The sequence below is a fragment of the Actinomadura bangladeshensis genome (assembly GCF_004348335.1).
Lineage (GTDB): Bacteria > Actinomycetota > Actinomycetes > Streptosporangiales > Streptosporangiaceae > Spirillospora > Spirillospora bangladeshensis.
Genome location: NZ_SMJW01000031.1, coordinates 11,907 through 37,796 on the forward strand (window position 1 = coordinate 11,907; position 25,890 = coordinate 37,796).

General features: G+C 72.0%; 26 protein-coding genes and 1 pseudogene. 12 read left to right on the forward strand and 15 right to left on the reverse strand.

Annotated features, from left to right (window positions below):
• Positions 1-201: 201 nt before the first annotated feature.
• Positions 202-732: an SMI1/KNR4 family protein gene (locus E1284_RS08795; RefSeq protein WP_131938515.1), complete on the forward strand. Its 531-nt coding sequence runs from the start codon at positions 202-204 to the stop codon at positions 730-732.
• A gap of 21 nt (positions 733-753) precedes the next feature.
• Here E1284_RS08795 and E1284_RS08800 read toward each other — a convergent pair whose 3' ends face one another.
• The 7 genes from E1284_RS08800 to E1284_RS08830 all read right to left on the reverse strand — a co-directional run bounded on the left by E1284_RS08800 (position 754) and on the right by E1284_RS08830 (position 6,306).
• A complete protein-coding gene (locus E1284_RS08800) occupies positions 754-1,665 on the reverse strand; it encodes an NADP-dependent oxidoreductase (protein ID WP_131938516.1) in 912 nt (303 codons plus the stop codon).
• A 78-nt stretch (positions 1,666-1,743) separates the two neighbouring features.
• On the reverse strand, positions 1,744-2,631 hold the full coding sequence (locus tag E1284_RS08805; protein WP_131938517.1) for a hypothetical protein: 888 nt from the start codon (positions 2,629-2,631) through the stop codon (positions 1,744-1,746).
• Positions 2,628-3,164: an RNA polymerase sigma factor gene (locus tag E1284_RS08810; RefSeq protein WP_131938518.1), complete on the reverse strand. Its 537-nt coding sequence runs from the start codon at positions 3,162-3,164 to the stop codon at positions 2,628-2,630. The genes E1284_RS08805 and E1284_RS08810 overlap by 4 nt, the downstream gene beginning before the upstream one ends.
• Before the next feature lie 179 nt (positions 3,165-3,343).
• A complete protein-coding gene (locus E1284_RS08815; protein WP_131938519.1) occupies positions 3,344-4,132 on the reverse strand; it encodes an SDR family NAD(P)-dependent oxidoreductase in 789 nt (262 codons plus the stop codon).
• Positions 4,129-4,914: an SDR family NAD(P)-dependent oxidoreductase gene (locus E1284_RS08820; protein WP_131938520.1), complete on the reverse strand. Its 786-nt coding sequence runs from the start codon at positions 4,912-4,914 to the stop codon at positions 4,129-4,131. The genes E1284_RS08815 and E1284_RS08820 overlap by 4 nt, the downstream gene beginning before the upstream one ends.
• On the reverse strand, positions 4,907-5,146 hold the full coding sequence (locus E1284_RS08825) for a ferredoxin (RefSeq protein WP_131938521.1): 240 nt from the start codon (positions 5,144-5,146) through the stop codon (positions 4,907-4,909). Before E1284_RS08825 ends, E1284_RS08820 begins: the two co-directional genes overlap by 8 nt.
• The gene (locus E1284_RS08830) at positions 5,143-6,306 is read right to left on the reverse strand and encodes a 3-ketosteroid-9-alpha-monooxygenase, oxygenase component (protein ID WP_131938522.1); all 1,164 of its coding nucleotides are present in this window, start codon (positions 6,304-6,306) and stop codon (positions 5,143-5,145) included. The genes E1284_RS08825 and E1284_RS08830 overlap by 4 nt, the downstream gene beginning before the upstream one ends.
• A gap of 149 nt (positions 6,307-6,455) precedes the next feature.
• Between E1284_RS08830 and hsaA the strand changes: the two genes are divergently transcribed.
• The gene (gene hsaA, locus E1284_RS08835) at positions 6,456-7,622 is read left to right on the forward strand and encodes a 3-hydroxy-9,10-secoandrosta-1,3,5(10)-triene-9,17-dione monooxygenase oxygenase subunit (RefSeq protein WP_131938523.1); all 1,167 of its coding nucleotides are present in this window, start codon (positions 6,456-6,458) and stop codon (positions 7,620-7,622) included.
• A 10-nt stretch (positions 7,623-7,632) separates the two neighbouring features.
• Here the strand turns inward: hsaA and E1284_RS08840 are convergent, their stop codons facing one another.
• Positions 7,633-8,394, reverse strand: a complete 762-nt coding sequence (locus E1284_RS08840) for an SDR family oxidoreductase (protein ID WP_131938524.1) — start codon at positions 8,392-8,394, stop codon at positions 7,633-7,635.
• A 66-nt stretch (positions 8,395-8,460) separates the two neighbouring features.
• Between E1284_RS08840 and E1284_RS43825 the strand changes: the two are divergent.
• A pseudogene (locus E1284_RS43825) lies at positions 8,461-8,889 on the forward strand (helix-turn-helix domain-containing protein); the annotation flags it as partial.
• A gap of 110 nt (positions 8,890-8,999) precedes the next feature.
• Complete coding sequence (locus tag E1284_RS43830) at positions 9,000-9,278, forward strand: MmyB family transcriptional regulator (RefSeq protein ID WP_341770381.1); 279 nt, start codon at positions 9,000-9,002, stop codon at positions 9,276-9,278.
• Between the two features lie 102 nt (positions 9,279-9,380).
• Here E1284_RS43830 and E1284_RS08850 read toward each other — a convergent pair whose 3' ends face one another.
• The 3 genes from E1284_RS08850 to E1284_RS08860 all read right to left on the reverse strand — a co-directional run bounded on the left by E1284_RS08850 (position 9,381) and on the right by E1284_RS08860 (position 13,288).
• Positions 9,381-10,346 carry a ferritin family protein gene (locus E1284_RS08850; protein WP_207923645.1) on the reverse strand — a complete coding sequence of 322 codons (966 nt, stop codon included), beginning with the start codon at positions 10,344-10,346 and terminating at the stop codon, positions 9,381-9,383.
• 219 nt (positions 10,347-10,565) lie between these two features.
• Complete coding sequence (locus tag E1284_RS08855) at positions 10,566-11,789, reverse strand: alpha/beta hydrolase family protein (RefSeq protein WP_131938525.1); 1,224 nt, start codon at positions 11,787-11,789, stop codon at positions 10,566-10,568.
• The gene (locus tag E1284_RS08860; RefSeq protein ID WP_131938526.1) at positions 11,786-13,288 is read right to left on the reverse strand and encodes an FAD-dependent oxidoreductase; all 1,503 of its coding nucleotides are present in this window, start codon (positions 13,286-13,288) and stop codon (positions 11,786-11,788) included. Before E1284_RS08860 ends, E1284_RS08855 begins: the two co-directional genes overlap by 4 nt.
• A gap of 167 nt (positions 13,289-13,455) precedes the next feature.
• On the opposite strand from E1284_RS08860, the gene E1284_RS08865 reads away from it, so the two are divergent.
• From E1284_RS08865 to E1284_RS08875, 3 genes are read left to right on the forward strand one after another with little or no spacing between them, the layout of a single operon-like run.
• Entirely contained in the window at positions 13,456-14,091 is a 636-nt protein-coding gene (locus E1284_RS08865) for a TetR family transcriptional regulator (RefSeq protein WP_243714351.1), read from the forward strand.
• Positions 14,092-14,139: 48 nt separating this feature from the next.
• On the forward strand, positions 14,140-14,889 hold the full coding sequence (locus tag E1284_RS08870) for an SDR family NAD(P)-dependent oxidoreductase (protein WP_131938527.1): 750 nt from the start codon (positions 14,140-14,142) through the stop codon (positions 14,887-14,889).
• A 10-nt stretch (positions 14,890-14,899) separates the two neighbouring features.
• Positions 14,900-15,676 (forward strand): SDR family oxidoreductase, encoded by a 777-nt coding sequence (locus E1284_RS08875; protein ID WP_131938528.1) that lies wholly within the window; start codon positions 14,900-14,902, stop codon positions 15,674-15,676.
• 72 nt (positions 15,677-15,748) lie between these two features.
• Here E1284_RS08875 and E1284_RS08880 read toward each other — a convergent pair whose 3' ends face one another.
• Entirely contained in the window at positions 15,749-16,669 is a 921-nt protein-coding gene (locus E1284_RS08880) for an SDR family NAD(P)-dependent oxidoreductase (protein ID WP_131938529.1), read from the reverse strand.
• Positions 16,670-16,840: 171 nt separating this feature from the next.
• Here E1284_RS08880 and E1284_RS08885 point away from each other — a divergent pair, with 171 nt between their 5' ends.
• From E1284_RS08885 to E1284_RS41305, 5 genes are all read left to right on the forward strand, one after another.
• The gene (locus E1284_RS08885) at positions 16,841-18,442 is read left to right on the forward strand and encodes an acyl-CoA synthetase (protein WP_131938530.1); all 1,602 of its coding nucleotides are present in this window, start codon (positions 16,841-16,843) and stop codon (positions 18,440-18,442) included.
• Positions 18,443-18,528: 86 nt separating this feature from the next.
• Positions 18,529-19,689 carry a steroid 3-ketoacyl-CoA thiolase gene (locus E1284_RS08890; protein ID WP_131938531.1) on the forward strand — a complete coding sequence of 387 codons (1,161 nt, stop codon included), beginning with the start codon at positions 18,529-18,531 and terminating at the stop codon, positions 19,687-19,689.
• Positions 19,690-19,691: 2 nt separating this feature from the next.
• A complete protein-coding gene (locus E1284_RS08895; RefSeq protein ID WP_131938532.1) occupies positions 19,692-21,875 on the forward strand; it encodes an acyl-CoA dehydrogenase family protein in 2,184 nt (727 codons plus the stop codon).
• Complete coding sequence (locus tag E1284_RS08900) at positions 21,875-22,486, forward strand: PaaI family thioesterase (RefSeq protein WP_131938533.1); 612 nt, start codon at positions 21,875-21,877, stop codon at positions 22,484-22,486. Before E1284_RS08895 ends, E1284_RS08900 begins: the two co-directional genes overlap by 1 nt.
• A gap of 26 nt (positions 22,487-22,512) precedes the next feature.
• Positions 22,513-22,680, forward strand: coding sequence for a hypothetical protein (locus E1284_RS41305; RefSeq protein ID WP_165965184.1), 168 nt, complete (start codon positions 22,513-22,515; stop codon positions 22,678-22,680).
• 123 nt (positions 22,681-22,803) lie between these two features.
• Here the strand turns inward: E1284_RS41305 and E1284_RS08905 are convergent, their stop codons facing one another.
• The 3 genes from E1284_RS08905 to E1284_RS08915 form a co-directional block, all read right to left on the reverse strand.
• On the reverse strand, positions 22,804-23,724 hold the full coding sequence (locus E1284_RS08905; protein WP_131938534.1) for an RNA polymerase sigma-70 factor: 921 nt from the start codon (positions 23,722-23,724) through the stop codon (positions 22,804-22,806).
• Positions 23,724-24,503, reverse strand: a complete 780-nt coding sequence (locus tag E1284_RS08910) for an SDR family NAD(P)-dependent oxidoreductase (protein WP_131938535.1) — start codon at positions 24,501-24,503, stop codon at positions 23,724-23,726. Before E1284_RS08910 ends, E1284_RS08905 begins: the two co-directional genes overlap by 1 nt.
• Before the next feature lie 202 nt (positions 24,504-24,705).
• Positions 24,706-25,776 carry a phosphotriesterase family protein gene (locus E1284_RS08915; RefSeq protein ID WP_131938536.1) on the reverse strand — a complete coding sequence of 357 codons (1,071 nt, stop codon included), beginning with the start codon at positions 25,774-25,776 and terminating at the stop codon, positions 24,706-24,708.
• Between the last annotated feature and the right edge of the window lie 114 nt (positions 25,777-25,890).

Genomic DNA, 25,890 nt, shown 5'->3' on the forward strand with positions numbered 1-25,890 from the left:
TCGTGGTGGTGTACGTCTGATGCCCTATTTAGACTCCTTATGGGCGGGGAGGTGCCGTGAAGGAACTGCGGGTCAGCGAGGCCGACCTCCGCAAGGCGGCGTCACGGCTCAGCGACGGAGCGACCGCGTGCGGCTCCATGTGACATTTCATGAATTCCTGCTGTCCATTCTCGACGGCGCCGGCCAGGCGGTGGAGATCCAATGAGTCGTGACGCGTTCTCGGTGGTGCAGTTCCGGGACCGGCTGCTGGCGCAGGGACTCGCCGGCCCCGGCGACTTCCTCGGCTGCTCCGACGAGGAGATCGCCGCCGTCGCTCGGGCTCAGCGGGTCGTCGCGCTGCCCGCGCTCTACCGGGACTTCCTCGCGGTGATGGGCAAGCGCCCCTACCCGCTGATGCAGGGCACCGACTGGGCCTACCGGGACCTTCTCGAACTGCGGCAGGACGCGGCCGAACTGCTCGCCGAGAACGACCTCGACCCGTCCCTGCTGGACGACGCGCTCGTCATCGCCATGCACCAGGGATACGTCCTGTACTACATCCCGCACGCCTCGGCCGCTCCGGCCGACCCGCCGGTGTGGACGTACGTGGAGGGCGAGGAGCCGGCCGAGTCGTTCCGCACGTTCCGCGAGTTCCTGGTCTCGCTGGAGGACATGCGGCGTCAAGGGCTCGCGGCCCGGCGGACCCTGGCGGCGTCCGGGCGGTTCGGCGAGGAGCACCTCGACCGCGGCTGACCGCCCGGACGCCGTTCGCGGTCAGGTCAGGAGGACGACCTTGCCGCGGCCGTGGCCGGTGGCGACCTCGCGGTGGGCGTCGGCGGCACGATCCAGCGGGAAGGACGCGCGCACGTGGATGCGCAGGCGGCCCTCGTCGTAGAAGCGCGCGGCCTCGGCCACGCGGTGCACCGACCGCTTCGTGGGCGGGACCGTCCGGACGCCGAGGCCGGCGGCGCGGGCATGGTCGACCAGCGTGAAGATGCGGGACCGGTCCTTGACCAGGTCGAGGGACACGTCCAGGGCGTGGCCGCCGGCGCCGTCCAGCGCGGCGTCCACGCCGTCCGGCGCCAGGGAGCGGACGCGCTCCTCCAGGCCGTCCCCGTAGGCGACCGGGGTCGCGCCGAGGGAGCGGAGGTAGTCGTGGTTGGCCTCGCGGGCGGTGCCGATGACCGTCGCGCCGGCGATGCGGGCGAGCTGGACGGCGACCGTCCCGACACCGCCCGCCGCCGCGTGGACGAGGAGGGTGTCGCCCTGCCCGACCGCCATCTCCTCCAGCGCGATGTGCGGGGTCATGACGGCGGCGGGGAACCCGCCCGCCACGTCCCACGGCATGCTCGCGGGCTTGGCCGTCACCGCGTCGGCAGGGACGACGACGTACTCGGCGTAGGCGGTGAGGCGGCAGAAGCCCAGCACCTCATCGCCCAGCCGGACCGTCGTGACGCCCGCGCCCACCTCGTCCACCACGCCCGCGAACTCGTTGCCGGGGACGCGCGGAAAGCCCTCCGGCGTTCCCGGCGGCGACCACCCCTCACGGATGGCCAGGTCGTACGGCTGCACCCCGGCCGCCGCCACCCGGACCCGGACCTCGCCGGGCCCGGCCTCCGGCACGGGAAGTTCCAGCACCTTCAGCACGTCCGGTCCGCCCGGCTCGGTGAATCCCGCGACCCGCATGGTCGTCCCCCTTCGTCGTCGATCACGAGGAACGCTAGGACCTCGACCAAACTTGAGGTCAAGCCGCGCGGGTGGGGGTCAGCCGGTCGGCTGCGGCTCCGGGTCGTCCTCGGCCGGGGCGACCAGCAGGCCGACCGAGTCCGAGCTGCGCACCCAGGCCCCGGTGATGCGGCGTCCGTCATCGGGGCGCCAGCCCGCGGGCGGGTTATGCATGAAGCCGGAGCCGTCCGCCTTGAAGTCGCCGATCGAGAAGGACGCGGTGAGCCCGCGCCCGCGCAGGTCCGCGAGCGCCCGGCCGACGGTCCGGCCGGTGAGGCGGAGGCTCGCCGGGTGATCGCCCCGCGCCGGGTGGGCGTCCCCGTAGACCTCGCCGGGCCGGGCCTTGCGGCCGATGACGATCTCGCCGCCCGGCGACCGGAACATCGGGCCGCTGAGCCGGACCTTGAGCGGGCAGGCGTCCTGGCCGGGCGGGCACTTCAGGACGGTCGTGAACGTCCCGCTCTCGCCGCCCGCCGACACGCTCTTCCCGGGCGGCGCCGGCAGTGAGCCGACGCTGATGACGTCGCGTTCGCGCGACGGCGACACCGGCACGATGCGGAGCCTGACCCGCAGGCCGACCTTGGCGAACGCCTCCTGGAAGTCCCGCTGGCCGGCGAAGGCGTCCTTGACCTCCACCTCGTACGCGCCGTCCGCCACGTCGATCCGCACGGCGGCGTTGGCGTAGCTTCGCAGCGGGCCGGAGTCCTGCGCGGACAGGACGAGGACGGTCGTGGCCGCGACACCGGCCACCGCCACGCCGATGGCCGGGCGGACGAACCGGGGGAGGCGGCGGCGGGGCGCCGGGTCCTCCGCGGTGGTGATGGCGGCGAGCAGGGCCTGGGCGGCCGCACCGGACGGCTCGCTGGTGATGTCATCGTCGCGCACGGGGTTCAGACCCGCCACGAGCTCGTCGATCGAAGACGTCATGCGGGCTCACTCCCATGCAGAACGGGCCGGGACGGCGCGGCCGGCCCCGGGTGGTCGATGCCCGCGGCGCGCAGGGCGCGCGCGAAGCGCCGGCGGGCGCGGTGCAGGCGGATGCTCACCGTGTTGCGGGAGCAGCCGAGCACCGTGGCGATCTCGGTGACGGACAGGCCCTCCCAGCCGAGGAGGGCGAGGACCTCCCGGTCGCGGTCCGGCAGGGCGCGGAAGACCTCGGCGACGGCCGAGTCGTCGCGCACGGGCGGGACGGGCGGCAGTTCGGCGCGCAGCGCCGCCGTCTTGAGCGCGTGGCGGACGACGCCGCGGCGGTGGTTGGCGAGGACGCGGCGCGCCACCCCGTACAGCCACAGCCGGGCCTCGTCGCCCGCCGGCATGTCGGCCGCGCGGCGCCAGGCGATCGTGAACGTCTCGGCGACGACGTCGGCCGCGTCCTCGGGGGAGTCGCAGCGGCGCAGCGCGTAGCCGAGCAGCGGTTTGCAGGTCGCGGCGTAAACGGCCGCGAAGTCGGCCTCATCCATGGGGCGTCCTCCGCAACGTGGCCTCCTCTGGTCGGTGGTCACCCTGCACATGTCGGGACACCGCCCGGATCTTTCACCCGGCGAAGGACTCGATCTCCAGGCTTTCGCGAACAGAGCGGCCCAGGGGCAGGAGGACTTCCTGAAACCCCTGGGCCGCGATCAGCACGCGCGGACGAAGGCTAGGACGGGTCGGGGAGCATCCGCTTCATGGCCTCGTGGGCGCCGAGGACCTTGCGGTCGCGGGGGAAGCCCGCCCGCTTCTGCGCCGCCTCGTAGTTGCCGCCGGCGACCCAGATGGGGCCGTCCTTCAGGTGCTGGAGTCCCTCGCGGGCGATGTCGTCCGGTTCGGCGACGTTCAGGCCCGGCATGTCCATGTTGAGGCCGGCGCGCTCCATCGCCGGGGTGCGGGTCACGCCGAGGACGAGTTCCAGGACGTCCACCCCGTGCTCGCGCATCTCCAGCCACAGCCCCTCGGCGAACACGCGGCCGAACGCCTTGACGGCGGAGTAGATGCTGATCTGCGCCTGGCCCATGTACCCGGCGAGGGAGCCGACGAGCAGCAGGCCGCCGCGGCCCCGCTCCTTCATCAGCGCGCCGAAGTGGTGCGTGAAGGCGAGCTGCGCGGTGATGTTGAGGTCGATGACGCCCTGGAAGCGGTCCAGGTCGCCGGTGACGAACTCGTGCCCGTAGCTGTTCGCGCCCGCGTTGAAGATCATCAGGCCGACGTCCAGGCCGTCGGTGACCTCGCGGACCTTCTTCAGCGGGTCCGGGGAGATCAGGTCCAGCTCGACCGTCCGGACCTGCACGCCCTTCGCCCGGACGGCCGCGGCGGTCTCCGCCAGCGGGCCGGGCTTGCGGGCGATCAGCACCAGGTTCAGGCCCGCGTCGGCGAGGCGGTGTGCGAACGCGGCGCCGACCCCCTCCGAACCGCCGGCGATGACGGCCCACGGGCCATATGCGTCGATCATTGCTCTCCGTCCAGGTCCGGGGTCCAGGCGACGCCGTTGATGTGCGAGCCGCCGTCCGCGAACAGGGTGTTTCCGGTGAGGTAGCGGGCGCCCTCGGACGCGAGGAACACCGCCACCGGTGCGATGTCGGTCTCCGGGTCGCCGAGGCGGCCCATCGGGTTGGCGCGGTCGGCGGCGGCCTCGATCTCCGGGTGCTCGGCCGCCACCCGCCGGAACGCCGCGCTTTTGGCGCCCGGGCAGATCGCATTCACGACGACCCCGGTCGGCGCCCATTCGCGGGCGGCCGTGCGGGTCAGCGTCCGGAGGGCCTCCTTGGCCGAGTTGTACTCCAGGGTCCCCATGTGGGCGTTGACCCCGTTGAGGGAGCACATGTTGATGACGCGTCCCCACCCCTGCGCCTTCATGTGCGGGAACGCGGCCTGCATCGCCCACAGCGGGCCGTAGTAGCCCATCGCGAAACCGCGGGCGAGCTGCTCATCGGTCTTGGTCTCGACGCGGCCGACGGTCCCGGCGCCCCAGGCGTTGTTCACCAGGACGTCCACCGAGCCCCACGTCTCGACCGCCGCGGCGACCATGGCCTCGACCTGGGCCCGATCGGTCACGTCCGTCCGGACGAACCGGGCGTTCTCCCCGATCTCGGCGGCCACCGCCGCGCCGGTCTCCTCGTTCAGCTCCGCCACCAGGACGCGGGCGCCCTCGGCGGCGAAGCGGCGGGCGACGCCGCGTCCGATGCCGTCGCCCGCGCCGGTCACGACCGCGACCCGTCCGGTCAGCTCACCCATCGACGACCTTGATGGAGCCGGTCAGCGCCGCCTCCTGGATCGCCGAGCGCAGCGCCGGACATGTGTCGTGCGGGTCCTGGATGCCCACGCACGCGGCCCGCGCGGCGGCGTTCCACTGGATGCTCGTCTGCTCCCAGGTCGACTTGCGCACCAGCACCTCGGCGGCGCAGCGGCGGCAGGAGACCGGGAGCAGCGGGCCGTCCAGGAGCCGCTCGTCCTGGCGGGACGTCACGCCGAGGCCCCCTCGCTGCGCGCGAGGTTCTCCTCGACCTCCTTCTTCCACGACTCCACCGGACGGGTCGTGTCGATCTCGAACTCGAACCGGTCGGTCATCTCGGGCTTGACGTCGGCGACGTCCACGTAGAACTGCTCGTACCAGCGGCGCAGCTGGTAGACCGGCCCGTCCTCCTCGCACAGCAGCGGGTTGTCGATGCGGGTCTTGTTCTTCCAGATCTCGACGTCCTGCTGGAAGCCGAGGAGGATGAACTCCGACAGCTTCGCCGCGGTGGCCTCGGCGGCCTCCGGCGGGAGCGCGTCGCTGTGCTGGACGATGATGCCCGAGTGCAGCGAGAACGAGTTCTCGTCGATCGGGTAGTGGCAGTTGATCAGAACCGAGTGCAGGTCGTAGCCCTCGTAGTGGTACGTCAGCTCGTCGATCATGAACGAGGGGCCGTGGTAGGACGCGACCGAGGTGTTGCCGAGCATCCGCGGCCCGCCACCGCCGCCGCTGCTCTCACGCGCCCGCCGGGCGTCCTCGCGGGTCACGCCCTTCATGATCTGCGTGGCGGTCTGGTTCTCGAAAATGTTCTTGAAATACGTCGGGAACGACTTGTGGATGTAGAAGAAGTGCGCCATGTCGACGACGTTGTCGATGACCTCGCGCGCGTTGGTGTGGACCACCTGCTCCGTCCAGCGCCAGTCGGTCCAGTCGTCGCGGGTCGCGCCCTCGATCACCGGGATCCGCACGTCCTCCGGCGGCTGCTTGCCCTCCGGGTCGTTCCAGACGAACAGCAGCTTGTCCTGCTCCATCGTCGGCCACGCGGCGGTCCGGGCGCGCAGCGGGACGCGGCGCGAGTACGGGATCTGCTTGCAGCGCCCGTCGCCGCCCCAGCGCCAGTCGTGGAACGGGCACGCGATCTCGTTCCCCTTGACCGTGCCCTGGGACAGGTCGCCGCCCATGTGCCGGCAGTAGCCGTCCAGGACGTTCGTCTTCCCGTCCGCCCCGGTGAAGACCACGAGCTTCTGCCCGAAGGCGTGGACCGTGTGGGGCTTGCCGTCCTTGAACGTCTCGGCCAGCCCGAGGCAGTGCCATCCCCGGGCGAACCGGGAGGAGACGGCCTCCGCCTCGATGGCGCGGACGGCGTCCGACTCGGTTGCGGTCACGTGGATCATCCCTTCAGCGATGGATGCGTGATTCGAACGTTAGGTCGCAGGTCACCGTCCCGACCGGCGAGTCCCGGTGGCCGGGACGCGGGGCCCCCCGACGGTGCCGCGGCGTGGTCTGCTCCAATGGTCGGACTAGGGAAGACGGGAGTCGACGGATGAGCAACGAGGTCCTGGACGCCGTGCACGGGCTGCTGCCGGGCATCGCCGAGCGGGCCCGGTCCGTGGACGAGAAGGGCCGGATCCCCGCCGAGACGATACGGGAACTGACCGCCGCCGGGGTGTTCCGGATGCTCCAGCCCACCCGCTACGGCGGCGCCGAGGGCGACCCGGTCGCCTTCTACGAGGTGGTGCGGGCGATCTCCGGCGCCTGCGGCTCGACCGGCTGGGTCGCCGCGATCCTCGGCGTCCACTCCTGGCATCTCGGCCTGTTCGCCGACGAGGCGCAGCGCGAGGTGTGGGGCGCCGGGCCCGACACCCTGATCTCCTCGTCCTACTCGCCGATCGGCCGCCTCACCCCGGTCGACGGCGGCTACGAGCTGAGCGGCCACTGGTCGTTCTCCTCGGGCGTCGAGTTCGCCTCCTGGGCCCTGCTCGGCGCCCTCGTCGTCGGCGCGGAGGGCCGCCCGGTCGACTTCATGACGGTGCTCGTACCCAAGCGCGACTACGAGATCCGCGAAGTGTGGGACTCGATGGGCCTGCGCGGCACCGCCAGCGACGACATCGTCGTCGACCGGGCGTTCGTCCCGTCCCACCGCGCGATGCGCAACTTCGAGCAGGCCCAGCTCCGCAACCCGGGCCGCAAGGTCAACACCGGCCCCCTCTACCGCATGCCGTTCGGGACGATCTTCACCAGCACCGTCACCGCCAGCGTGATCGGCATGGCGGCCGGCTGCCACGACCTCTACGTGGCGCGGATGCGCGACCGGATCCGGCTCAGCCTCGGCGGCGGCCGCTTCGTCGAGGACCCGCACGCCCAGGTCGCCGTCGCCCGCGCCGCGTCCGAGATCGACGCCGCCGTCCTGCAGACGGACCGCAACGTCCGCGAGATCCACGAGTACGCGACCCGCAACGAGAAGATCCCGATGGAGCTGCGGCTGCGCGCCCGCCGCGACCAGGTCCGCGGCACCGAGCGCGCCATCCAGGCGATCGACATCCTCTTCAAGACCGCCGGCGGCAACTCGCTGCACCGCGGCAACGTCATCGAACGCGCCTGGCGCGACGCCCACGCGGGCAGCGTCCACGTCGCCAACGACGTCGAGCACGCCCTCTCGATGTGGGGCCGCGGCGTCTTCGGCCTCAAGGTCGAGGACAACCTCGTCTGACCCGCGCGGGTCAGCCTTCGCGGCCGGGGAGCATGGTCAGGGCCTTGGTGCGCTGCGCGACGAGGTCGTCGTAGGTGCCGTCGCGCTCGGCCCAGCGGTGCGTGAGGACCCCCTTCACGAGGATCTCGCGGGGAGTGGGGTCCGCCGAGAGCAGCCGCATGACCTCGGTGGCGAACTCGTCGAGCGGCAGCGCGTTCGGGTTCACCTTTTCCTGGCCCGCCGTGGCGACGGCCGGGGGGACGAGTTCGACGACGCCGACGCCGGTCCCGTCGAGTTGCGCGCGCAGGGCCTCGGAGTAGGCGTGCACCGCGGCCTTCGAGGCGGCGTAGGTGGGCATGGGCGGGAACGGCAGGAAGGCGATGCCGGAGGTCACGGTGATGAAGGTGCCGGCGCCCCGCCGGACCAGGTGCGGGGTGAAGGCGTCGATGACGCGGATGGTGCCGACCAGGTTGGTGTCGATCGTCGTCTCCGCCGCCTCGAAGTGCGCGGGATCGCGCAGGTCCTCCAGGAGCATGACGCCCGGCATCGTCACCACGGTGTCCAACTCGGGATACCGGGCGAGCACGGCGTCGCGGGCGGACGCGACGGAGGCGCCGTCGGTGACGTCGATGCCGAATGCGCCGAAGCCCTCTCCGGCGAGTTCCGCGAGTGCGTCCGCGCTGCGGCCGCCGACGGCCACGGTGCTGCCCGCCGCGGCGAACCGGCGGGCCAGCTCTCGTCCGATGCCGGAGGTTCCGCCGACGATGAGGACGGTGCGGTTGGAGAGATCCATGATGTCTTCCCTTCAGCGAGGCTCGCTGTCCTTCTCGAACAGTGCCGCCGCGCGCGACGCGAGCTGATCTCCCCGGCGCAGGCGGGACTCCCGCCCGGCGGAAACCGCCGCGTCCCCGGCCTGCGCCGTGAGGAGGTCGCGCTGCTCGCCGGAATCAGCCCCGACTACTACCTGCGCCTGGAACGGGGCCGCGACCGGAACCCCTCACGCCAGGTGCTCGAATCACTCGCCCGCGTCCTGCGGCTCGACGACGTCGAACGGACGTATCTGCTCGGCCTCGCGGAGGTCCGCGCGAGGGCGCCGCGCCGCAAGCGCCCCGAACGCGTACCGGCACGGGCACACCAACTCCTCGCCCACCTGCGGATCCCCGCGTTCGTCGAAGGCCGCGCCTTCGACGTCCTGGCCTCCAACCCGATGGCCGTCGCGTTCTCCCCGCGCCTGCGGCCCGGCCAGAACCGGCTCCGTTCCTTCTTCCTCGACCCCGAGGAACAAGCCTTCCACCAGGACTGGGCGAACTCCGCCGCCGACTTCGTCGCCGCTCTTCGCACCACCATCGGGGACGACATCGACGACCCCGGTTCGTCGAACTCGTCGGAGAACTCGCACTGTCCAGTGAGCGGTTCCGCACACTGTGGGCCCGGCACGACGTCCGCAACCTCGACGGAGTCACCACCGCCGTCAACCACCCCGTCGTCGGTGAACTACGGCTGCACCGCGACAAACTCCCCATCGACGACGTCATCCTCGTCGTCTACTACCCCGACAAGGGCAGCGGCAGCGACGAGAAACTACAGCTCCTCGCCGCACTCTCCGGCACCGAACCCGCCGGTACGGCACACGACAGTCCGGCGGACGTCCCGCACCGTGGATCCGGTCGCCGCTGAGGGTAGGCCGCTGCCGGGGCGGGCAGCGTCCGGTGCGCGCAGGTCAGTCCGGCGCACGCCCCCATCGCAGGCGTGCGCCGGATACCCGTCAGAAGGACCCCGTCAGGAGTCGGTGCGCCCGGCGGGGCGGTGGTGGTGGAGGTGCTCGAGCGCCTTCGTGAACGCCCGCGCGTGCGCGGCCTCGTCCCCGGCGATCTCCGTGAAGAGCGCGGCGGCCTTCGAGTTCCCCTCGTCCCGTGCGGTGCGGGCGAAGCCCGGATACATCTTCGTGGCCTCATAGGTCTCGCCGGCGATGCTCCGGCGCAGGTTGTCCGCGGTGTCGTGGACGAATCCGGCGAGCACCGCCTCCTCGGCGAAGTGCTCGGTCAGCTCCACCGCGGCCGCGCGCCGGAACAGCTCGGCCACCTTCGGGTTGCGGCTCTTGGCGTGCTCGGCGTACAGCGTGTACTTGGCGTTCGCGAACGCCTCGCCGCGCATCGCGGTCTCCAGGTTGCGGAGCGTCCGCTTCGACCGCACCTTCGGCTTGCCCGCGACGACCTTGACGGGTTCGGCCATTTGCCCGGTGGGGACGTGCCCGCGGTGGTGCGTGATGGCGTACAGCGCCTTCGTGAAGGCGCGGGCGTGCCGGGCCTCGTCGCGGGCGATCTCGCTGAACAGGCGGGCGGCGTTGTAGTCCTTGTCCTCCCGCGCCTCCCGGGCGAACCGCGGGTACATGCGCGTCGCCTCCTCGCGCTCGCCAGCGATGCTCTCCCGCAGGTTCGCCGCGTCGTCGTGGACGAAGCCGATGAGCTGGGCCTCCTTGGTGAAGTGGTCGTGGAGTTCGGTCTGCGCGGCCTCGCCGAACAGGCGGCGCACCTTGTCCAGGTGCTCGTAGCCGGCCTGCTCGGCGTAGAAGTGGTAGCTCGCGTGCGCCATGGCCTCACCGTGCATCGCGGTGAGCGTGTTCTGCCGGGTCTTGGGATAGTTCTCCGTGGCGGACGCGGCCTGTGACGGGACCGCCGCCCCGATCATCATCGCCGCCGTGCAGGCGAGACCGGCGCAGGTCCGGGTGAGCCCCGATGCGGTCATGCTCTGTCCTCCTCGATCGTGCGACCGGCGGCGGAACCGCCACTGGTCGCGCAAAGTATGCATTCGGCTACAGCGTGTGCATAACCTTGCTCATCCGCGCCACCCGGAATGGACCGCGATCTGGTCAAGGCGGACGGCGATCGGCCGCGAGGAGGTGCTCGTCCGGTACCGGCGGCGCGCGGTCCCGTCCGTTCGAGGGACGGGACCGCGCACTGCCGGTCAGCAGGTGGTGGGCGGGGCCTCGCCGTTCTGGATCGCCTTGGCGAACCTCAGGGACGCCTCGAAGGAGGCGTTGATGCTGCCTCGGTGGTCGGCGCCGTCGAACGAGCGGTAGGCGATGGTGCCGTAGCGCTTGCAGAGGTCGGTCACGATGTTCTGCGTCGCGGCGGGGGAGACCTCGCGGTCGGCGGTGCCCTGGGCGACCAGCGTCGGGACCTCGATGGTCAGGCCGAGCGCCTCCTGCGCGTCGTAGTAGTTCTCGAAGCGCGTCAGGTCGGCGTCCGGGCGGAACACATCGGTCAGCGGCAGGTTCGCCGTGAGCTGCTTGAGCTGGGCCAGGCACGCGTTCGTCCGGCCGGCCTTGGCGATGGCGGCGGCGTCGTCCGTCAGGAGGTCCTCCGGGACGAACGTCGGGTCGGCCGCGTGCGCGCCGTTCAGCAGGACGAACAGGAACGGCAGCGCGATCTCCGCGCCGGGGTACTGCGCCTTCACGTACTGCGCGGCCTGGCTCATGGAGGAGCCGGGCGCGATCGACACCGCGCCCCTAAGGCGGATGTCGCGGGGCTGCCGCGCGGTCGCCGCCGTGTAGAGGGTCGCCTGGCCGCCCTGGCTGTGCCCGGCGACGAACCAGTCCCGTCCGATGCGGTGGCCGGCCTGGCGGGCGGCGCGGACGATGTCGGTGACCGTGTTCGCCTCGCTGGCGCCGTTCATGTACGGGTGCCCGCCCGGCGTGCCGAGGCCCTCGTAGTCGGTCTGGACGACGGCGAAGCCGTTCTGGACCCACTTGTCCAGGTACTGCTCGGTGATCGCCAGGTAGTCGTGCGCCGGGCCGTCCGCGGTGTCGGCGGACGGGGCGCAGGCGTCGGCGGTCCCGGTGGTGCCGTGCGCCCAGCTCAGCACCGGCCAGCCGCCCTTCGGCGGGGTGCCCTTGGGGACGGCGACCGTGCCCGACACCGTGATCCGCTTCCCGCCCGCGCCCTCGGAGGTGTAGGTGATGAACCGGTTGGCGGACGCGCTCGGCAGCGCCGCCGCGTTCGTCAGCGGACGGCTGCTCAGCAGCTTCCCGCGCTGCCCCGGAGGCACCTTGCCGGCGTCGGCCTTGACGGCGTCGGCCTTGACGGGGGCGGCGGTGACCTCCGGCGTGCCTCCGCACGCGGCGCCGGCGACGCCGACCGCTCCCGCGCAGGCGATCGCCATGACCGCCCGGGTCCCGAGTGATCTCACGTGCTGCTCCTCTTGATGTCCTGGACGGCGCGGTAGGCGAATGCCATCGCCGATCCGATCGGAACGCCCGGTCCGGGGTAGACGGGCCCGGTGAACGAGGCACTGGTGTTGCCGGCGGCGTAGAGGCCGGGGATCGGGCCGCCGGAGGCGTCGAGGACGCGGCCGTCGGGGTCGGTGCGCAGCCCGCCCTTCGTCCCGAGGTCGCTGAGGACGACCTCCGCCGCGAAGTACGGGGCCTGGTCGAGCGCCACGACGCACGGCCTGCCGCCGGAGAAGTACCGGTCGTAGGGGTCCTCGCCGCGGTGGAAGTCGTCGTCGGCGCCCTTCTCGGCGAACCCGTTGAAGCGCGCGACGGTCTCGCCCAGGGCGTCGGGCGGGAGGCCGATCTTCCCGGCCAGCTCCTGCACCGATCCGGCCTGGACCCACTGGCCGGACGCCAGCTGCTCGTCCGGCGCCAGCGGCGGGACGGAGATCGCCGGCAGCCCGTCCGAGCGCGCGTCGAAGATCAGATGGAACGGTCCCTCGGCGGCGGCCATCCTCCGGCCCATCTGGTCGTAGGGCAGCGACTCGTTGGCGAAGCGGCGCCCCGAGCCGTCCACGATGAGCCCGCCGCGGAAGCCGAGCGTGAACGCGGGCCGCCCGTCGGCGGTGCGCAGGCCGGGGCAGAACCACGCCTGGTCGAGCAGGCCGGTGGACGCGCCGATCTTCACCGCCGCCTCGATCGCGTCGCCGGTGTTCGCGCCGTCCGGGGCCATCGTCCAGTCCGCCGCGCCCGGCACGCCGCGCGCGGCGCGCAGCTCGGCCGACGCCTCGAACCCGCCCGCGGCCAGCAGCACGCCGCGCCGCGCCCGCAGCCGCAGGCCGCCGGCCTCGACGCCCGCGACCCGGCCGTCCTCGACGATCAGGCCGGTCAGCGGGGTCTCGGTGCGGACGGCGCCGGTGCCGGTCGCGGTGAACGCCAGCAGCAGCCGCCCGATCAGCGCCCGCCCCTGCGCCATCGGCTTGGACGCCGAGTGCCCGCGTCCCGCCCGGTCGCGGTCGACCGGCGGGCGCACCAGCCCGGCCAGGTCGCCGAGCTGCTCGGCCGGCAACTCCAGCGGGACGAACGAGCGTCCCATGTCAATGCGTCCGGGAGCGTCGAAGTAGTCCGGGAACGCCTGGAACCTGAAGTCGAGCGCCGGGTCGTCCTCCAGGAAGTCCACCAGTTCGGGCGCGGTCGCCAGGAACGCCTCCCGGTGCGCCTCGTTCTCGTCCCCGAGCAGCGCCCGCAGGTACGTGCGCGCCGACTCGGCCGAGTCGCCGAGCCCCGCCCGCTCCTGCACCCGCGTGCCCGGCAGCCAGATCGCCGCCCCCGAATAGGCCGACGTCCCGCCGAGCACCCGCGTCTTCTCCAGCACGGCCGTCCGCAGCCCCGACGCGGCCGCGGCGAGCGCCCCCGCCATCGCGCCGGCCCCTGAGCCGGCCACCACCACGTCGTACTCGTCGTCCCATTTCCCCACGTGACGTCCCCTCCAGCCTGCGCGTTCGCGGCGCGGGCACACCGTAGACGCGGCGCCCGGCGCGGCGGGGCGACCGGTCCCACTGACCGGTATCGGCGATCGCGGTGACGGCGCGCAAACTGGATATTGTTCCTAGTCAGCACACCGACGGACCCGGAGGGAGGACCGTGGCGAGGATCTCAGCGGCGAGGATGTCCGCCGAGCCCAGCTCACCCGAGCAGCACGACCGGCGGCAGCGCATCCTGCGGGCCGCGTCGCGCATCGGCATGGAGAAGTCCCTCGAACGCGTCCAGATGCACGAGGTCGCCAAGGCCGCCGGGGTCGCGATCGGCACGCTGTACCGGTACTTCCCGTCCAAGGTCCACCTGTTCACCGCGGTGATGGCGGCGCAGGTCGACCGGCTCCGCGAGCAGGTCGCCGAGCCGGCGCCCGGCGTCGCGCCCGAGGACGCCGTCGCCGACATGCTGGTGCAGGCCAGCCGGAACCTGATGGCGCAGCCCGTGCTGTCGGCCTCGATGCTGCACGCGTCGAACACCGCGCACGTCGCGACGGTCGCCGACACGGTCCACATCGACAACACGTTCCGGGAGATCCTGCTGCGTGCCGTGGGCATCGAGGTCCCCACCGTGCAGGACGTCACGCTCGTCCGGCTGCTGATGCAGTGCTGGTACGGGGTGCTCCAGTCGAGCCTGAACGGCCGCGCGTCCATGGCGGACGTGGAGAGCGACATCCGCCTCGCCTGCAAGCTGCTGCTGGCGCCCCGCTCGAACGCGCCCGCGGCCGGCGGCACCGCCTCCCAGTGATCGGGACGGCCCCGGCGGGCACCGCGGGGCCGCGGCTAGCGTGCCGCCATGAACCGCTATGACGGCGTGAGAGTGCTGCTCACCGGGGCCGCGTCCGGCATCGGGCGGGCCACCGCGATCCGCCTGACCACCGAGGGCGCCGCGGTCTACGGCGTGGACATCTCCGAGCAGGGCCTCGCCGAGACGGCCGGCGCGATCAGCGGGCCCGGCACCCTCACCACCCGCACGGCCGACGTGACCGACGAGGCCGCGGTGATCGCCGCCGTCGCGGACGCGGCCGGGACGCTCGGCGGCATCGACGTCCTCGTGAACGTGGCCGGCGTCCACAAGACCACCCCGATCGAGACCCTGACCGTCGACGACCTGAACCGGCTGTTCTCCGTCAACCTCGTCGGCACCGCCCTGTTCTGCCGCGAGTCGCTGAAGCACCTCCCGGACCGGACGGGCGTCATCGTCAACACCGCCTCGCTGTCGGCGACGCAGGGCAACCCGTACATGACGGCGTACTCGGCGTCCAAGGGCGCGGTGCTGGCGTTCTCCCTCAGCCTCGCCGCCGAGCTGGCGAGCCGCCGCATCCGGGTCGTGCCGATCTCGCCCGGATCGGTCGACACCCCGCTGATCCGGTCGCCGCACATGTTCCCGCCCGGCATCGACCTGGACTACTTCTCCAAGATCCGGTCCTACTACGGCGCCGCCGAGCCGGAGATGATCGCCGCGGCGATCGCGTTCGCCGGCTCGTCCGACGCCGCCTACTACACCGGCGCCGACTTCCGCGTCGACGGCGGCTCCCACACCTAGGAGAGTGACCATGGCACGCACCATCGCCGTCAGCGGTTCGGCGTCCGGCATCGGCGAGGCCCTCACCGCCCTGCTGCGGGACGCGGGCGACACCGTCATCGGCATCGACCTGCGCGGCGCCGACGTCTGCGCCGACCTCAGCGTCCCCGAGGGCCGGGCGGACGCGGTCGCGCGGACCCTGGAGAAGGCGGGCGGGCGGCTCGACGCCGTCGTCGCCTGCGCCGGCGTCTCCGACTTCACGATCATGCCGGTCAAGGTGAACTTCTTCGGCGTCGTCGAGCTGCTGGACGGGCTGCGCCCCGCCCTCGCGGAGGCGGAGGCGCCGCGCGCCGCCGTCGTCGCCTCGATCTCCGGCACCCACCCGGTGGACGACGACGTCGTCCGTGCCTGCCTGGACCTGGACGAGCCGGCCGCGATCGCGGCGGCGACGAAGGTCGAGGAGAGCGGCGCCGGCGGCCGGCTGTACCCGTCGTCGAAGTCGGCGCTCGCGCAGTGGATGCGGCGGGTCTGCACCACCCCCGAGTGGGCGGGCGCGGGCATCCCGCTGAACGCGATCGCGCCGGGCGTCGTCAAGACCGCGATGACCAAGCCGCTGTTCGAGGACGAGGCCATGTTCCAGATCATGAACGAGGCCGTCCCGATGCCGCTGAACGGCTACGCCGACCCGGAGGTGATCGCGGAGGCGCTGCGCTGGCTGGTCTCCCCGGGGAACACCCACATGACCGGCCAGGTCATCTACGTGGACGGCGGCGCCGAGGCGACGCTGCGCGAGGCGTCCCACTTCTGAGAGACACCGGCCTCGGAGAGACACCGGCGGCCGCCCCCTCGCGCCGTGGGGCGGCCGCCGGTGAGCCGGGGGTCAGTACTTGCTGGTACCGGTGTTGTCGAGCGCGGCCACGCTGTAGGCGGCGTAGGTCTTGTGGGCGTCGCGGTCCTCGAAGTACGGCGTGATCTGCGCGCCGAACTCCTCGACGGAGAAGACGCCCTCGGCCGCGGTGAACTTCTGCTCCACGGTCGGCGCGGCCATCAGCGCGACCATGTCGCCGTAGACCACGAACACCTGCCCGGTGATCTTCTCCGAGGCGGGCGACGCCAGGTAGCCGACGAACGTGCCGACCCGCTCGGGCGCCATCACGTCCAGGCCGCCGGGCGCGGTGCCCTCGTTGAAGGTCGCCTCGGTCATCGCCGTCCGGGCGCGGGGGCAGATCGCGTTGGCGCGCACCCCGTAGCGGCCGAGGCCCGCGGACGTCGACAGCGTCAGCGCCACGATGCCGGCCTTGGCGGCGGAGTAGTTCGGCTGGCCCGCCGACCCGAACAGGAACGCCTCCGACGAGGTGTTGATCACGCGTCCGTAGACGGGGCCGCCGGCCGCCTTGCTCGCGGCGCGCCAGTGCACGGCGGCGGCGCGCGACACCGACGCGTGGCCCTTCAGGTGGACGTGGACGACGTCGTCCCAGTCCGACTCCGACAGGTTGAACAGCATCTTGTCGCGCAGCACGCCCGCGTTGTTCACCAGGACGTCCAGCGAACCGAACGTGTCGACGGCGGCCGACACGAGCGTGTCGCCCATGGACCAGTCGCCGACGTCCCCCTTCACCGCGAGGGCCTCGCCGCCCGCCTTCTTGATCTCGGCGACGACGTCGTCCGCCGCCGGGCCCATGTCGTTGACGACGACGCTCGCGCCCTGCGCGGCCAGCGCGAGGGCCTCGGCGCGGCCGAGCCCGGCGCCCGCGCCGGTGACGATGGCGGTGCGGCCCGCCAGGGAGAGGTCAGCGTTCATCGGAGCCTCCGGGTCGGTGTGTTCGGTAGCCGGGTCGGAGGCTAGTACGAATTCTACTTCTGCCGGTCGTCCGGTCCCGCTGAGCGGTCGGCCGCAGGGCGCGCGAGCGGCGAGACCGCTGAGTGGGACGGCGCTTGCCCGTTGATGAGAATGAATTCTAGTCTCGCGGGCATGACGCTGAACCTGGCGACCCTCTTCGAGGCCGTGGCGGCCGCCGTCCCCGACCGCACCGCCCTGGTCTGCGGCGACCGCGGGCTCACCTTCGCCGACCTGGACGCGCGGGCCGACGCGGCGGGGGCACGGCTGCGTTCGGCGGGCATCGCGCCGGGCGAGCACGTGGGCCTCCACATGCTGAACGGGACCGAGTACGTCGAGACGCTGCTCGGCTGCCTGAAGATCCGCGCCGTCCCGGTCAACATCAACTACCGGTACACCGACCGGGAGCTCCACTACCTCTACACCGACGCCGGGCTGGCGGGCCTGGTCGTGGACGACGAGTTCGCCCCGGCCGCCGCCCGCGTCGCGGGGGAATGCCCCGATCTGCGCGTCGTCACCGTCGTCCGGACGGGGGAGACCGCCGAGAAGCCGGCGTGGCCGTCGCGGATCAGCGTCAGCGACTACACGTCCGAGCCCGGCGAGCCCGACCCGTCGCTCCGGGAGGGGCGCAGCGCCGACGACCGGTACATCCTGTACACGGGCGGCACGACGGGGAACCCGAAGGGCGTCGTCTGGCGGCACGAGGACTTCTACATGGCCGCCGTGAAGGGCGGCAACCCCTACGGCGAGCCCCGCCTCAGCGCGGAGGAGCTGGCCGACGCCGCGCGGAACGGGTTCGAGCTCAGCTTCCTGCTGACGATGCCGCTGATGCACGGCGCCGCGTCCTACACGCTGCTCATGGCGCTGTTCACCGGGTCCAAGACGATCCTGATGCGGCGCTTCGACGCGATGGACGCGCTCCGCACCATCGACCGCGAGAAGCCGATGATCGTCGCCGTGGTGGGGGACGCGATCGCGCGGCCCCTCGCGGACGCGGTCCGCGCCCACGGCGCCGAGTACGACCTGTCGTCCTTCAAGGTGCTCGGCTCGGGCGGCGCGATCCTGTCCCGCAGCGTGCAGGAGGACTTCGCCGAGCTGATCCCGGGCATCCACATCAACAACGGGTTCGGCGCGTCCGAGTCGGGCGTCGACGGCAACATCAGCGTCGGCGACGACGGCCTGATGCGGCTCGCCGCCGACCCCCGCGTCACGGTGGTCGACACGGACATGAAGCCGATCCCGCCCGGCTCGGACGAGGTGGGCTACGTCGCGCGCTCCGGCAACGTCCCGCTCGGCTACCACAACGACCCCGACAAGACCGCGCGGACGTTCCCGGTCGTCGACGGCAAGCGCTGGACGATCCTCGGCGACATGGCCCGGGTCGAGGCTGACGGCACGGTCGTCGTCCTCGGACGCGGCTCCGGCTGCATCAACACCGGTGGGGAGAAGGTGTTCCCCGAGGAGGTCGAGCAGGCCCTCAAGTCGCACCCGGCCGTGATGGACGCGCTGGTCGCCGGCGTCCCCGACGACCGTTTCGGCGAGCGCGTCGCCGCCGTCGTGGAACTGCGCCCCGGCACGTCGGCGACCCCGGAGGACCTGCGCGCCCACTGCCGGGAGCACCTGGCCGGCTACAAGCTCCCCGCCACGGTCACCTTCACGGACGCGATCGTCCGCTCCCCGTCCGGCAAGGCCGACTACCGCTGGGCCAAGCGCGTCCTCACGCCGCCGAGTCGTTGACCTGCGGCGTGTTGTTGTTATGAGCCGCTCCATAACAACAACACGCCGCAAGTCAACGCACCCTGTTTTCCACAAGGAGATAGCTCATGCCTGAGGCCGTCATCGTCGACGCCGTCCGTACGCCGGTCGGCAAGCGCTACGGAGCCCTGTCCGGGCTGCACCCGGCGCAGTTGCTCGGGTCGGCGCAGCGCGGGCTGCTGGAACGCGCCGGCGTCGACGCGGCGACGGTCGGGCAGGTCGTCGGCGGATGCGTGACGCAGGCGGGAGAGCAGTCCAACAACGTCACCCGCAACGCGTGGCTGTACGCGGGCCTGCCCTACACGACGGCGTGCACGACGATCGACTGCGCGTGCGGGTCGTCCCAGCAGGCCGTGCACATGGTCGCCGGGCTGATCGCGTCCGGGGCGATCGACACCGGCATCGGCTGCGGCGTCGAGGCGATGAGCCGGGTCTTCCTCGGCCAGGCCCTCGCCCCCGGGACGGGCAGCCCCGCGCCCGAGGGCTGGGACATCGACTACCCCGACCAGTTCACCGCCGCCGAGCGCATCGCGAAGAAGCGCGGCATCACCCGCGAGGACGCCGACGCGCTCGGGCTGGCGTCGCAGGCCAAGGCCAAGGCGGCGTGGGAGGACGACCGGTTCGCCGGGCAGATCCTGCCGATCGAGGCGCCCGTCATGACCAAGGAGGGCCCGACCGGGGAGACGGCCGTGGTCACCCGCGACCAGGGCCTGCGGGACACGACCGCCGAGGCGCTCGCCGGGCTGAAGCCGGTCGTTCCGGACGGCGTCCACACCGCCGGCAACTCGTCGCAGATCAGCGACGGGGCCGCGGCTGTGCTGCTGATGTCGGCCGAGCGGGCAGCCGAGCTGGGGCTGCGGCCTCGCGCGCGGATCGTCGCGTCCGGGATGGTCGGGTCCGACCCGTACTACCACCTGGACGGGCCGATCGACTCGACGCGGCACGTCCTGGAGCGGGCGGGCATGAAGCTGTCCGACATCGACCTCGTCGAGATCAACGAGGCGTTCGCGTCGGTCGTGCTGTCGTGGGCGTCGGTGCTGGACGCCGACATGGACAAGGTCAACGTCAACGGCGGCGCCATCGCCCTCGGCCACGCGGTCGGCTCGACCGGCGCCCGCCTCATCACGCAGGCCGTGAACGAGCTGGAACGGTCCGACAGGTCGACCGCCCTCGTCACGATGTGCGCGGGCGGCGCGCACTCCACGGCCACGATCATCGAACGGATCTGAACATGACCATCGGGCTGACCGAGGAGCACCGCGACCTGCGCGACGCCGTGCGCGCCTTCACGTCCCGGCAGGTGGCGCCGTCGGTCGTGCGGGCCGCCGTGGACGCCGACCGGGAGAAGGCGCCGGCGTTCTGGGACGACCTCGCCGCGCAGGGACTGCTCGGGCTGCACCTTCCGGAGGACGCGGGCGGCGCGGGCTACGGGCTGGTGGAACTGGCCGTCGTGCTGGAGGAACTGGGGCGCGCCATCGTCCCGGGGCCGTTCCTGCCGACCGTCCTCGCGAGCGCGGTGCTGTCGCGCGCGGGGCACGCCTCGCACCTGCCGTCGCTGGCGGACGGGAGCGCGGTCGGCGCGGTGGGCCTGGACGCGGGGAGCCTGACCGTTTCCCGCTCCGGTTCCGGTTCCGGCACCGCGATCACGGTGACCGGTGTCTCGGGCCCGGTCCTGGGCGCCGCACTGGCGGACGTCCTGGTCGTCCCGGCGAAGGACGGCGATGCGGACGCCTGGCTCGTCCTGCCACGCGACGCCGCGACCGTGGACGAACTGCCCAGCCACGACCTGACCCGCCGCCTGGCCACGGTCGAGTTGGAGAACGCGACTGTACCGGCCGGGTCAGTCCTGAATCTGGACTCGCAGGCGGTCCGCGACCTCGCGGCCGTGCTGTTCGCCGCCGAGGCGTCCGGCCTGGCCGACTGGGCCACCGCGACCGCCGCCGACTACGCCAAGGTCCGCGAGCAGTTCGGCCGTCCCATCGGCCAGTTCCAGGGCGTCAAGCACCGCTGCGCCCGGATGCTCGCGCACGCCGAGCAGGCCCGCGCCTGCGCCTGGGACGCCGCCCGCGCCCAGGACGAGACCGGTTCGGACGAGGCGTCCCTCGCCGCCGCCGTCGCCGGGGCGACCAGCGTCCAGGCCGCGTTCCAGACCGCCAAGGACTGCATCCAGACGCTCGGCGGCATCGGCTTCACCTGGGAGCACGACGCGAGCCTCTACCTCCGTCGCGCGCAGACCCTCCGCATCCTGCTCGGCTCCACCGCGTCGTGGCGCCGCCGGGTCGCGCGGCTGACCCTGGACGGCGTCCGCCGCGAGCTCAGCGTCGAACTGCCGCCCGAGGCCGAGGCGGTCCGCGCCGACGTGCGGGCCGAACTGGAGCCGGCCAAGGCCCTGAACGGCAGGGAGCGCGCGACCTACCTGGCCGACCGCGGCTACACGTCCCCGCACCTCCCGGCCCCGTGGGGCAAGGGCGCGGACGCCGTCACCCAGCTCGTCATCGCCGAGGAGATGCGCGCCGCCGGCCTCCGCGCGCACGACATGATCATCGGCAACTGGGTGGTGCCGACGCTGATCGCGCACGGCTCGCCGGCCCAGCACGAGCGGTTCCTGCCCGGCTCCCTGCGCGGCGACATCCGCTGGTGCCAGCTGTTCTCCGAGCCCGGCGCGGGCTCGGACCTGGCGTCCCTGACCACCCGGGCCGAGAAGGTGGACGGCGGCTGGACGATCACCGGCCAGAAGGTGTGGACGTCCATGGCCCGCGAGGCCGACTGGGGCATCCTGCTCGCGCGCACCGACCCGTCCGTCCCGAAGCACAAGGGCCTGTCGTACTTCCTGCTGGACATGAAGTCCGCGGGCATCGACATCCGCCCGCTCCGCGAGCTGACCGGCGACACCCTGTTCAACGAGGTGTTCCTGGACGGCGTCTTCATCCCGGACGACCTCCTGGTCTCCACCCCGGGCAACGGCTGGAGACTCGCCCGCACGACCCTCGCCAACGAACGCGTCTCACTCTCGAACGACTCGTCCCTCGGCAGCGGCGGCGAGGCCCTCCTCAAGCTGGCGGCGGACGCCGACGACGAACGGCTCACCACGCTCGGCGGCATCCTCTGCGACGCGCAGTCGAGCAGCCTGTTCGGGCTGCGCACCACGCTGCGGTCCCTCGCCGGCGGCCAGCCGGGCGCCGAGTCGAGCATCGGCAAGCTGATCGGCGTCGAGCACCTCCAGCAGGTGTGGGAGACCGCCATGGACTGGATCGGCCCCGAAGCGCTCGCCGGACGCGGCGAGGGCGGCTTGAAGGACCCGACCTGGATGTTCCTGAACTCCCGCAACATGTCGATCGCCGGCGGCACGACCGACGTGCAGCTGAACATCATCGGCGAGCGCCTCCTCGGCCTGCCCCGCGACCCGGTGGCGTGATGACGATCGACCTGCACTCCGGAACCCGCCCCGCCGGCGTGGACGCGGCCGTCGCGGCGGCCCGCCGCGTCATCGACGCCCTCGTCCGCGCCGGCGACATGACGGACGCCGACATGTCCGATATCGCCGACCGTCTCAACGCCGTCGCCGACGACCTGGACTCGTCGTCCCCGCCCGTGGACGACCGCCTGGTCGACATGTGGCGCGGCGACGGCATGACCCGCCACGACCCGGTCGCCGGGCGGGAGAACCCGATCGCGCCGCCCCTCGACTACACGGCCGTGGACTCCCGCACCATCGAGGCGGAGGCGACCCTCGGCCTGCCCTACCAGGGGCCGCCGTCATGCGTCCACGGCGGCGTCTCGGCCCTGCTGCTCGACCACACCCTCGGCGTCGCGAACGGCTGGGCGGGCGCATCGGGCGTGACGGCGGAGCTGACCGTCCGCTACCACCGCCTGACCCCGCTCTTCGAACCGCTCACGATCACCGCCCGCCAGATCTCCGTGGACGGCCGCAAGATCCGCACCACCGGCGAGATCAAGGCCGGCGGCGAGACCTGCGTGTCGGCCGAGGGCCTCTTCATCGCCAAACACCCACCACGCCCCCGCTGACGGAAGTCTCCGGGCATCATGGACATATGAGCGATGACGAGCGGTCCGAGAACACGGATGGCCGTTGGCGAGCACTGCCGCCGCGCATCCACCTGGAGGACACGGTGTCCGGCCAGGAGGTCCCGCCCAAACCCCAGGTGATAGCGGACCCGAGCAGCGCGGAGGTCGACGAGGCCACCCGCTACCCGATCTAGCCGCCGATCGCAGATGGTCCAGGTAGTCCGGCCTCGGGATCGGCGGTCTCGCGGACGTTGATCCGGGTCGGCCGGCGCCGCAGCGCACAGGGGCCTGCGTCCAGGGGCCTATGTCCTGGCCGGTCAATCCGTAAGGGGCTGGTTCGCGGCGCGCAGAGCGTCCCAGGCGTCGCCCACGGGGCCGACGTGGTGGAGCTTGTCGGGGTTGTTCACCGTGCGGATCGTCTGGATCCGGCCGTCGAGGATGTCGAGTGCCCACGTGCTGAGGACCCTGCCGTCCCCGTCGCGGACGATCGCGCCCGGCTGCCCGTTCACCTCCCGCTGTTCCAGCACGGCACTGGCCCGGACGAACCGCGAGACGGACCAGGCGAGCGCGTGGGCCACCTTCTCGAGGCCGATGATCTGGCCGCCGAGCTGCGGGGCCTTGCCGCCGGCGTCGCCGACCATCTGGACATCGGCGGCCAGCAGTTCGCGCAGTCCGTCGACGTCCCCTTCCCGGAAGGCGTCGAGGAACCGTCCTGCGAGTTCCGTGCGCTCGGTCTGGTCGGCGGTGAACCGGGTGCGGCCCGCGTCCATGTGGCGGCGGGCCCGTACCGCGAGCTGGCGGCAGGCGCCCTCGGAGCGTCCGACGGCGGACGCGACCTCGTCGAAGCCGAACCCGAACACGTCCCGCAGCACGAAGACCGCGCGTTCGAGCGGGCTGAGCCGCTCCAGGAGCAGCAGTGCCGCCATCGACAGCGAGTCGGCCAGTTCCGCCGAGCGCTCCGGGTCCTGGTAGGGGTCGGTCAGCAGCGGCTCGGGGAACCACGGCCCGGCGTACTCCTCCCGGCGCAACCGGGCCGACCGCAGCACATCGATCGATATCCGGGTGACCACCGCCGAGAGGAAGGACTTGGTGGACATAGGCCGAGTCGGGGAAGACGTGTAGCGCAGCCAGGTCTCCTGGACCGCGTCCTCGGCCTCGCTGACACTGCCCAGGATCCGGTAGGCGATCGAGAACAGCAGCGGCCGCAGGTCCTCGAAGGACTCCTCTCCGCCGTCCATCACCAGGCCACCGGCCCCTCTTCGGCGAAGAAGCCGGCGGTCGGCCCGTCCGCGTCCAGCGTGGCCAGGCGCACCACGGTCGCGGCGGCCTGCTCGACGGTGAGGAACCCGGTGTGGTTGTTGCTGTCGGTGTCGACGAACCCCGGGGCGACGGAGTTGACCAGGAAGCCGTCCTTTCGCAACTCGTTGGCGTAGTGCACGGTCAGCGCGTTGAGCGCGGACTTGGACGGGCTGTACGCCGCCGACGGCAGCAGCGCGGCGAAGGGGCCGTCCGGGTCGCTGAGCAGGGTGAGCGACGCGGCGTGGCTGCTGACGTTCACGATGCGGGGCGCCGGTGAGCGGCGCAGCAACGGCAGCATCGCGTTCGTCACCGCGATCACCCCGAACACGTTGGTCTCGAACACGGCCCTGACCATGTCCAGGTCGACCGTACTCGGCACTTGGTCGGTGGCGTCCTGCGGGGAGACCTGGCCCGAGCCGGTGATCCCGGCGTTGTTGACCAGCACATCGAGGCGGCCGAACCGCTCCTCGATCAGGCTCACCGCCGCCTCGACGGTGGCCGGGTCGGTGACATCAAGGGCGACCGCGTGCACGTCGCCGCCGCCCGCCTCGCGCAGCGCGGCGGCGGCCTCCGCGCCGCGCCGCGCGTCCCTGGCACCGACGAAGACCGTCATGCCCAGCGCGGCGAGCCGCCCGGCGACCCCGCGGCCGATCCCCTTGTTCGCCCCGGTGACCAGCGCGACCTTCCGCTTCCGGTTCTCCTCGACCTGCTCGTTCATGTCCCGCTCCTTAGCGTGTCCCCCGATGAACCCGTTTTCGAGACCCGAGACGAGACAGCCACGCCCCCTGTGACACGCCGACCGGAAACCCTGCCGAAGCTGGTCCGCGGGTCGAAGCCCTTCATATGCCCGTCCTTCCGTCAGGTTGTACGGGCAAGTCCACGTCGGACGGGCGGGAAGGCCAAGAGATGTAGCGCGGCGCTTAATGATCGGCTTCGGGCCCAGGGGCGGGGATCTCGCCGGACACGCGGTTCGCCCTGCCACCGCTGAAGTAGCGGCGCGGGTTGTCGATGAGCATGGTGTCGATCTGGCGGTCGGAGACCCCGGCGTGGCGCAGCGCCGGAAGGACCGTGTCGTGGATGTGCGTGAACTGCCAGTTCGGAGCGAGTTCTTCCCGGACGCCGGGTGGGAACCAGTCGATGTGGCAGGAGGCGTCGTGTGAGAGCACCATCCTCTCGGCCAGTCCCTGCTCGGCGAGTTTGGCGACGGTGGTCACCCGCTGGTCGCCGGGCAGCAGGATGTCCAGGCCGAAGCGGTCCATCCCCACATAGGAGCCGTTGTCGATGAGTTCCCGGAGGTAGTCCAGGTCCGTGGTGTCGCCGCTGTGCGCGATCACCACCGCGCCGAGATCGACGCCTTCCTCGGTCAGGATCCGCTGTGCGAGCAGTCCGGTGCGTGCGGCCGGGTTGGTGTGCACGGTGATGGGTGCTCCCGTGCGCTTGTGCGTCTCGGCCACGGCCCGCAGCACCCGTTCGACTCCGGCGGTCAACTCCCCTTCGAGTGCGCATTTGAGGAAGGCGGCCTTGATCGCCGTCCCCGCGATTCCCCGTGTCAGGTCTCGGACGAACAGCGAGACCATCTGCTCGTCATTGCCCAGCGCCGTTTTCGGGCCGTTGTACTCGAAGAAGTGCGGGAGATCGTTGTAGGTGTAGATCCCGGTCGCCACGATGATGTTGATGTCGACCAGCGCGTTGACCCGGGCGACGCGCGCGACGTCGCGGCCCAGGCCGATCACCGTCGGGTCGACGATCGTGTCCACACCCGCCTGCTTCAGCGCGGTGAGCTTGCTCACCGCTTCGGCGATCCGTACGTCCTCCTGCCACAGATGCGGGTAGTTGAGGTGGATCTCCGGGTCTGTCACGAAAACGTGTTCGTGCATCAGGACCGACTTCAGTTCGGTGACCGGCAGTCGCCCGCGCACCGTCTCCACCGAGGGCTGGGGCGCCCGGTCCTGGACGGGGGTCGAACCGCCGGAGGATGGTGCGTCGGACATGGTCGTTCCCGTCGGTTGGTGGATGTCCTGCTCAAGGCCCGTGACCGGCCCGCGAGCGGCGGGGCCACCTGCTAGTCACTCTGAGTAGTTATAACATGACTACTTGTATCCGAC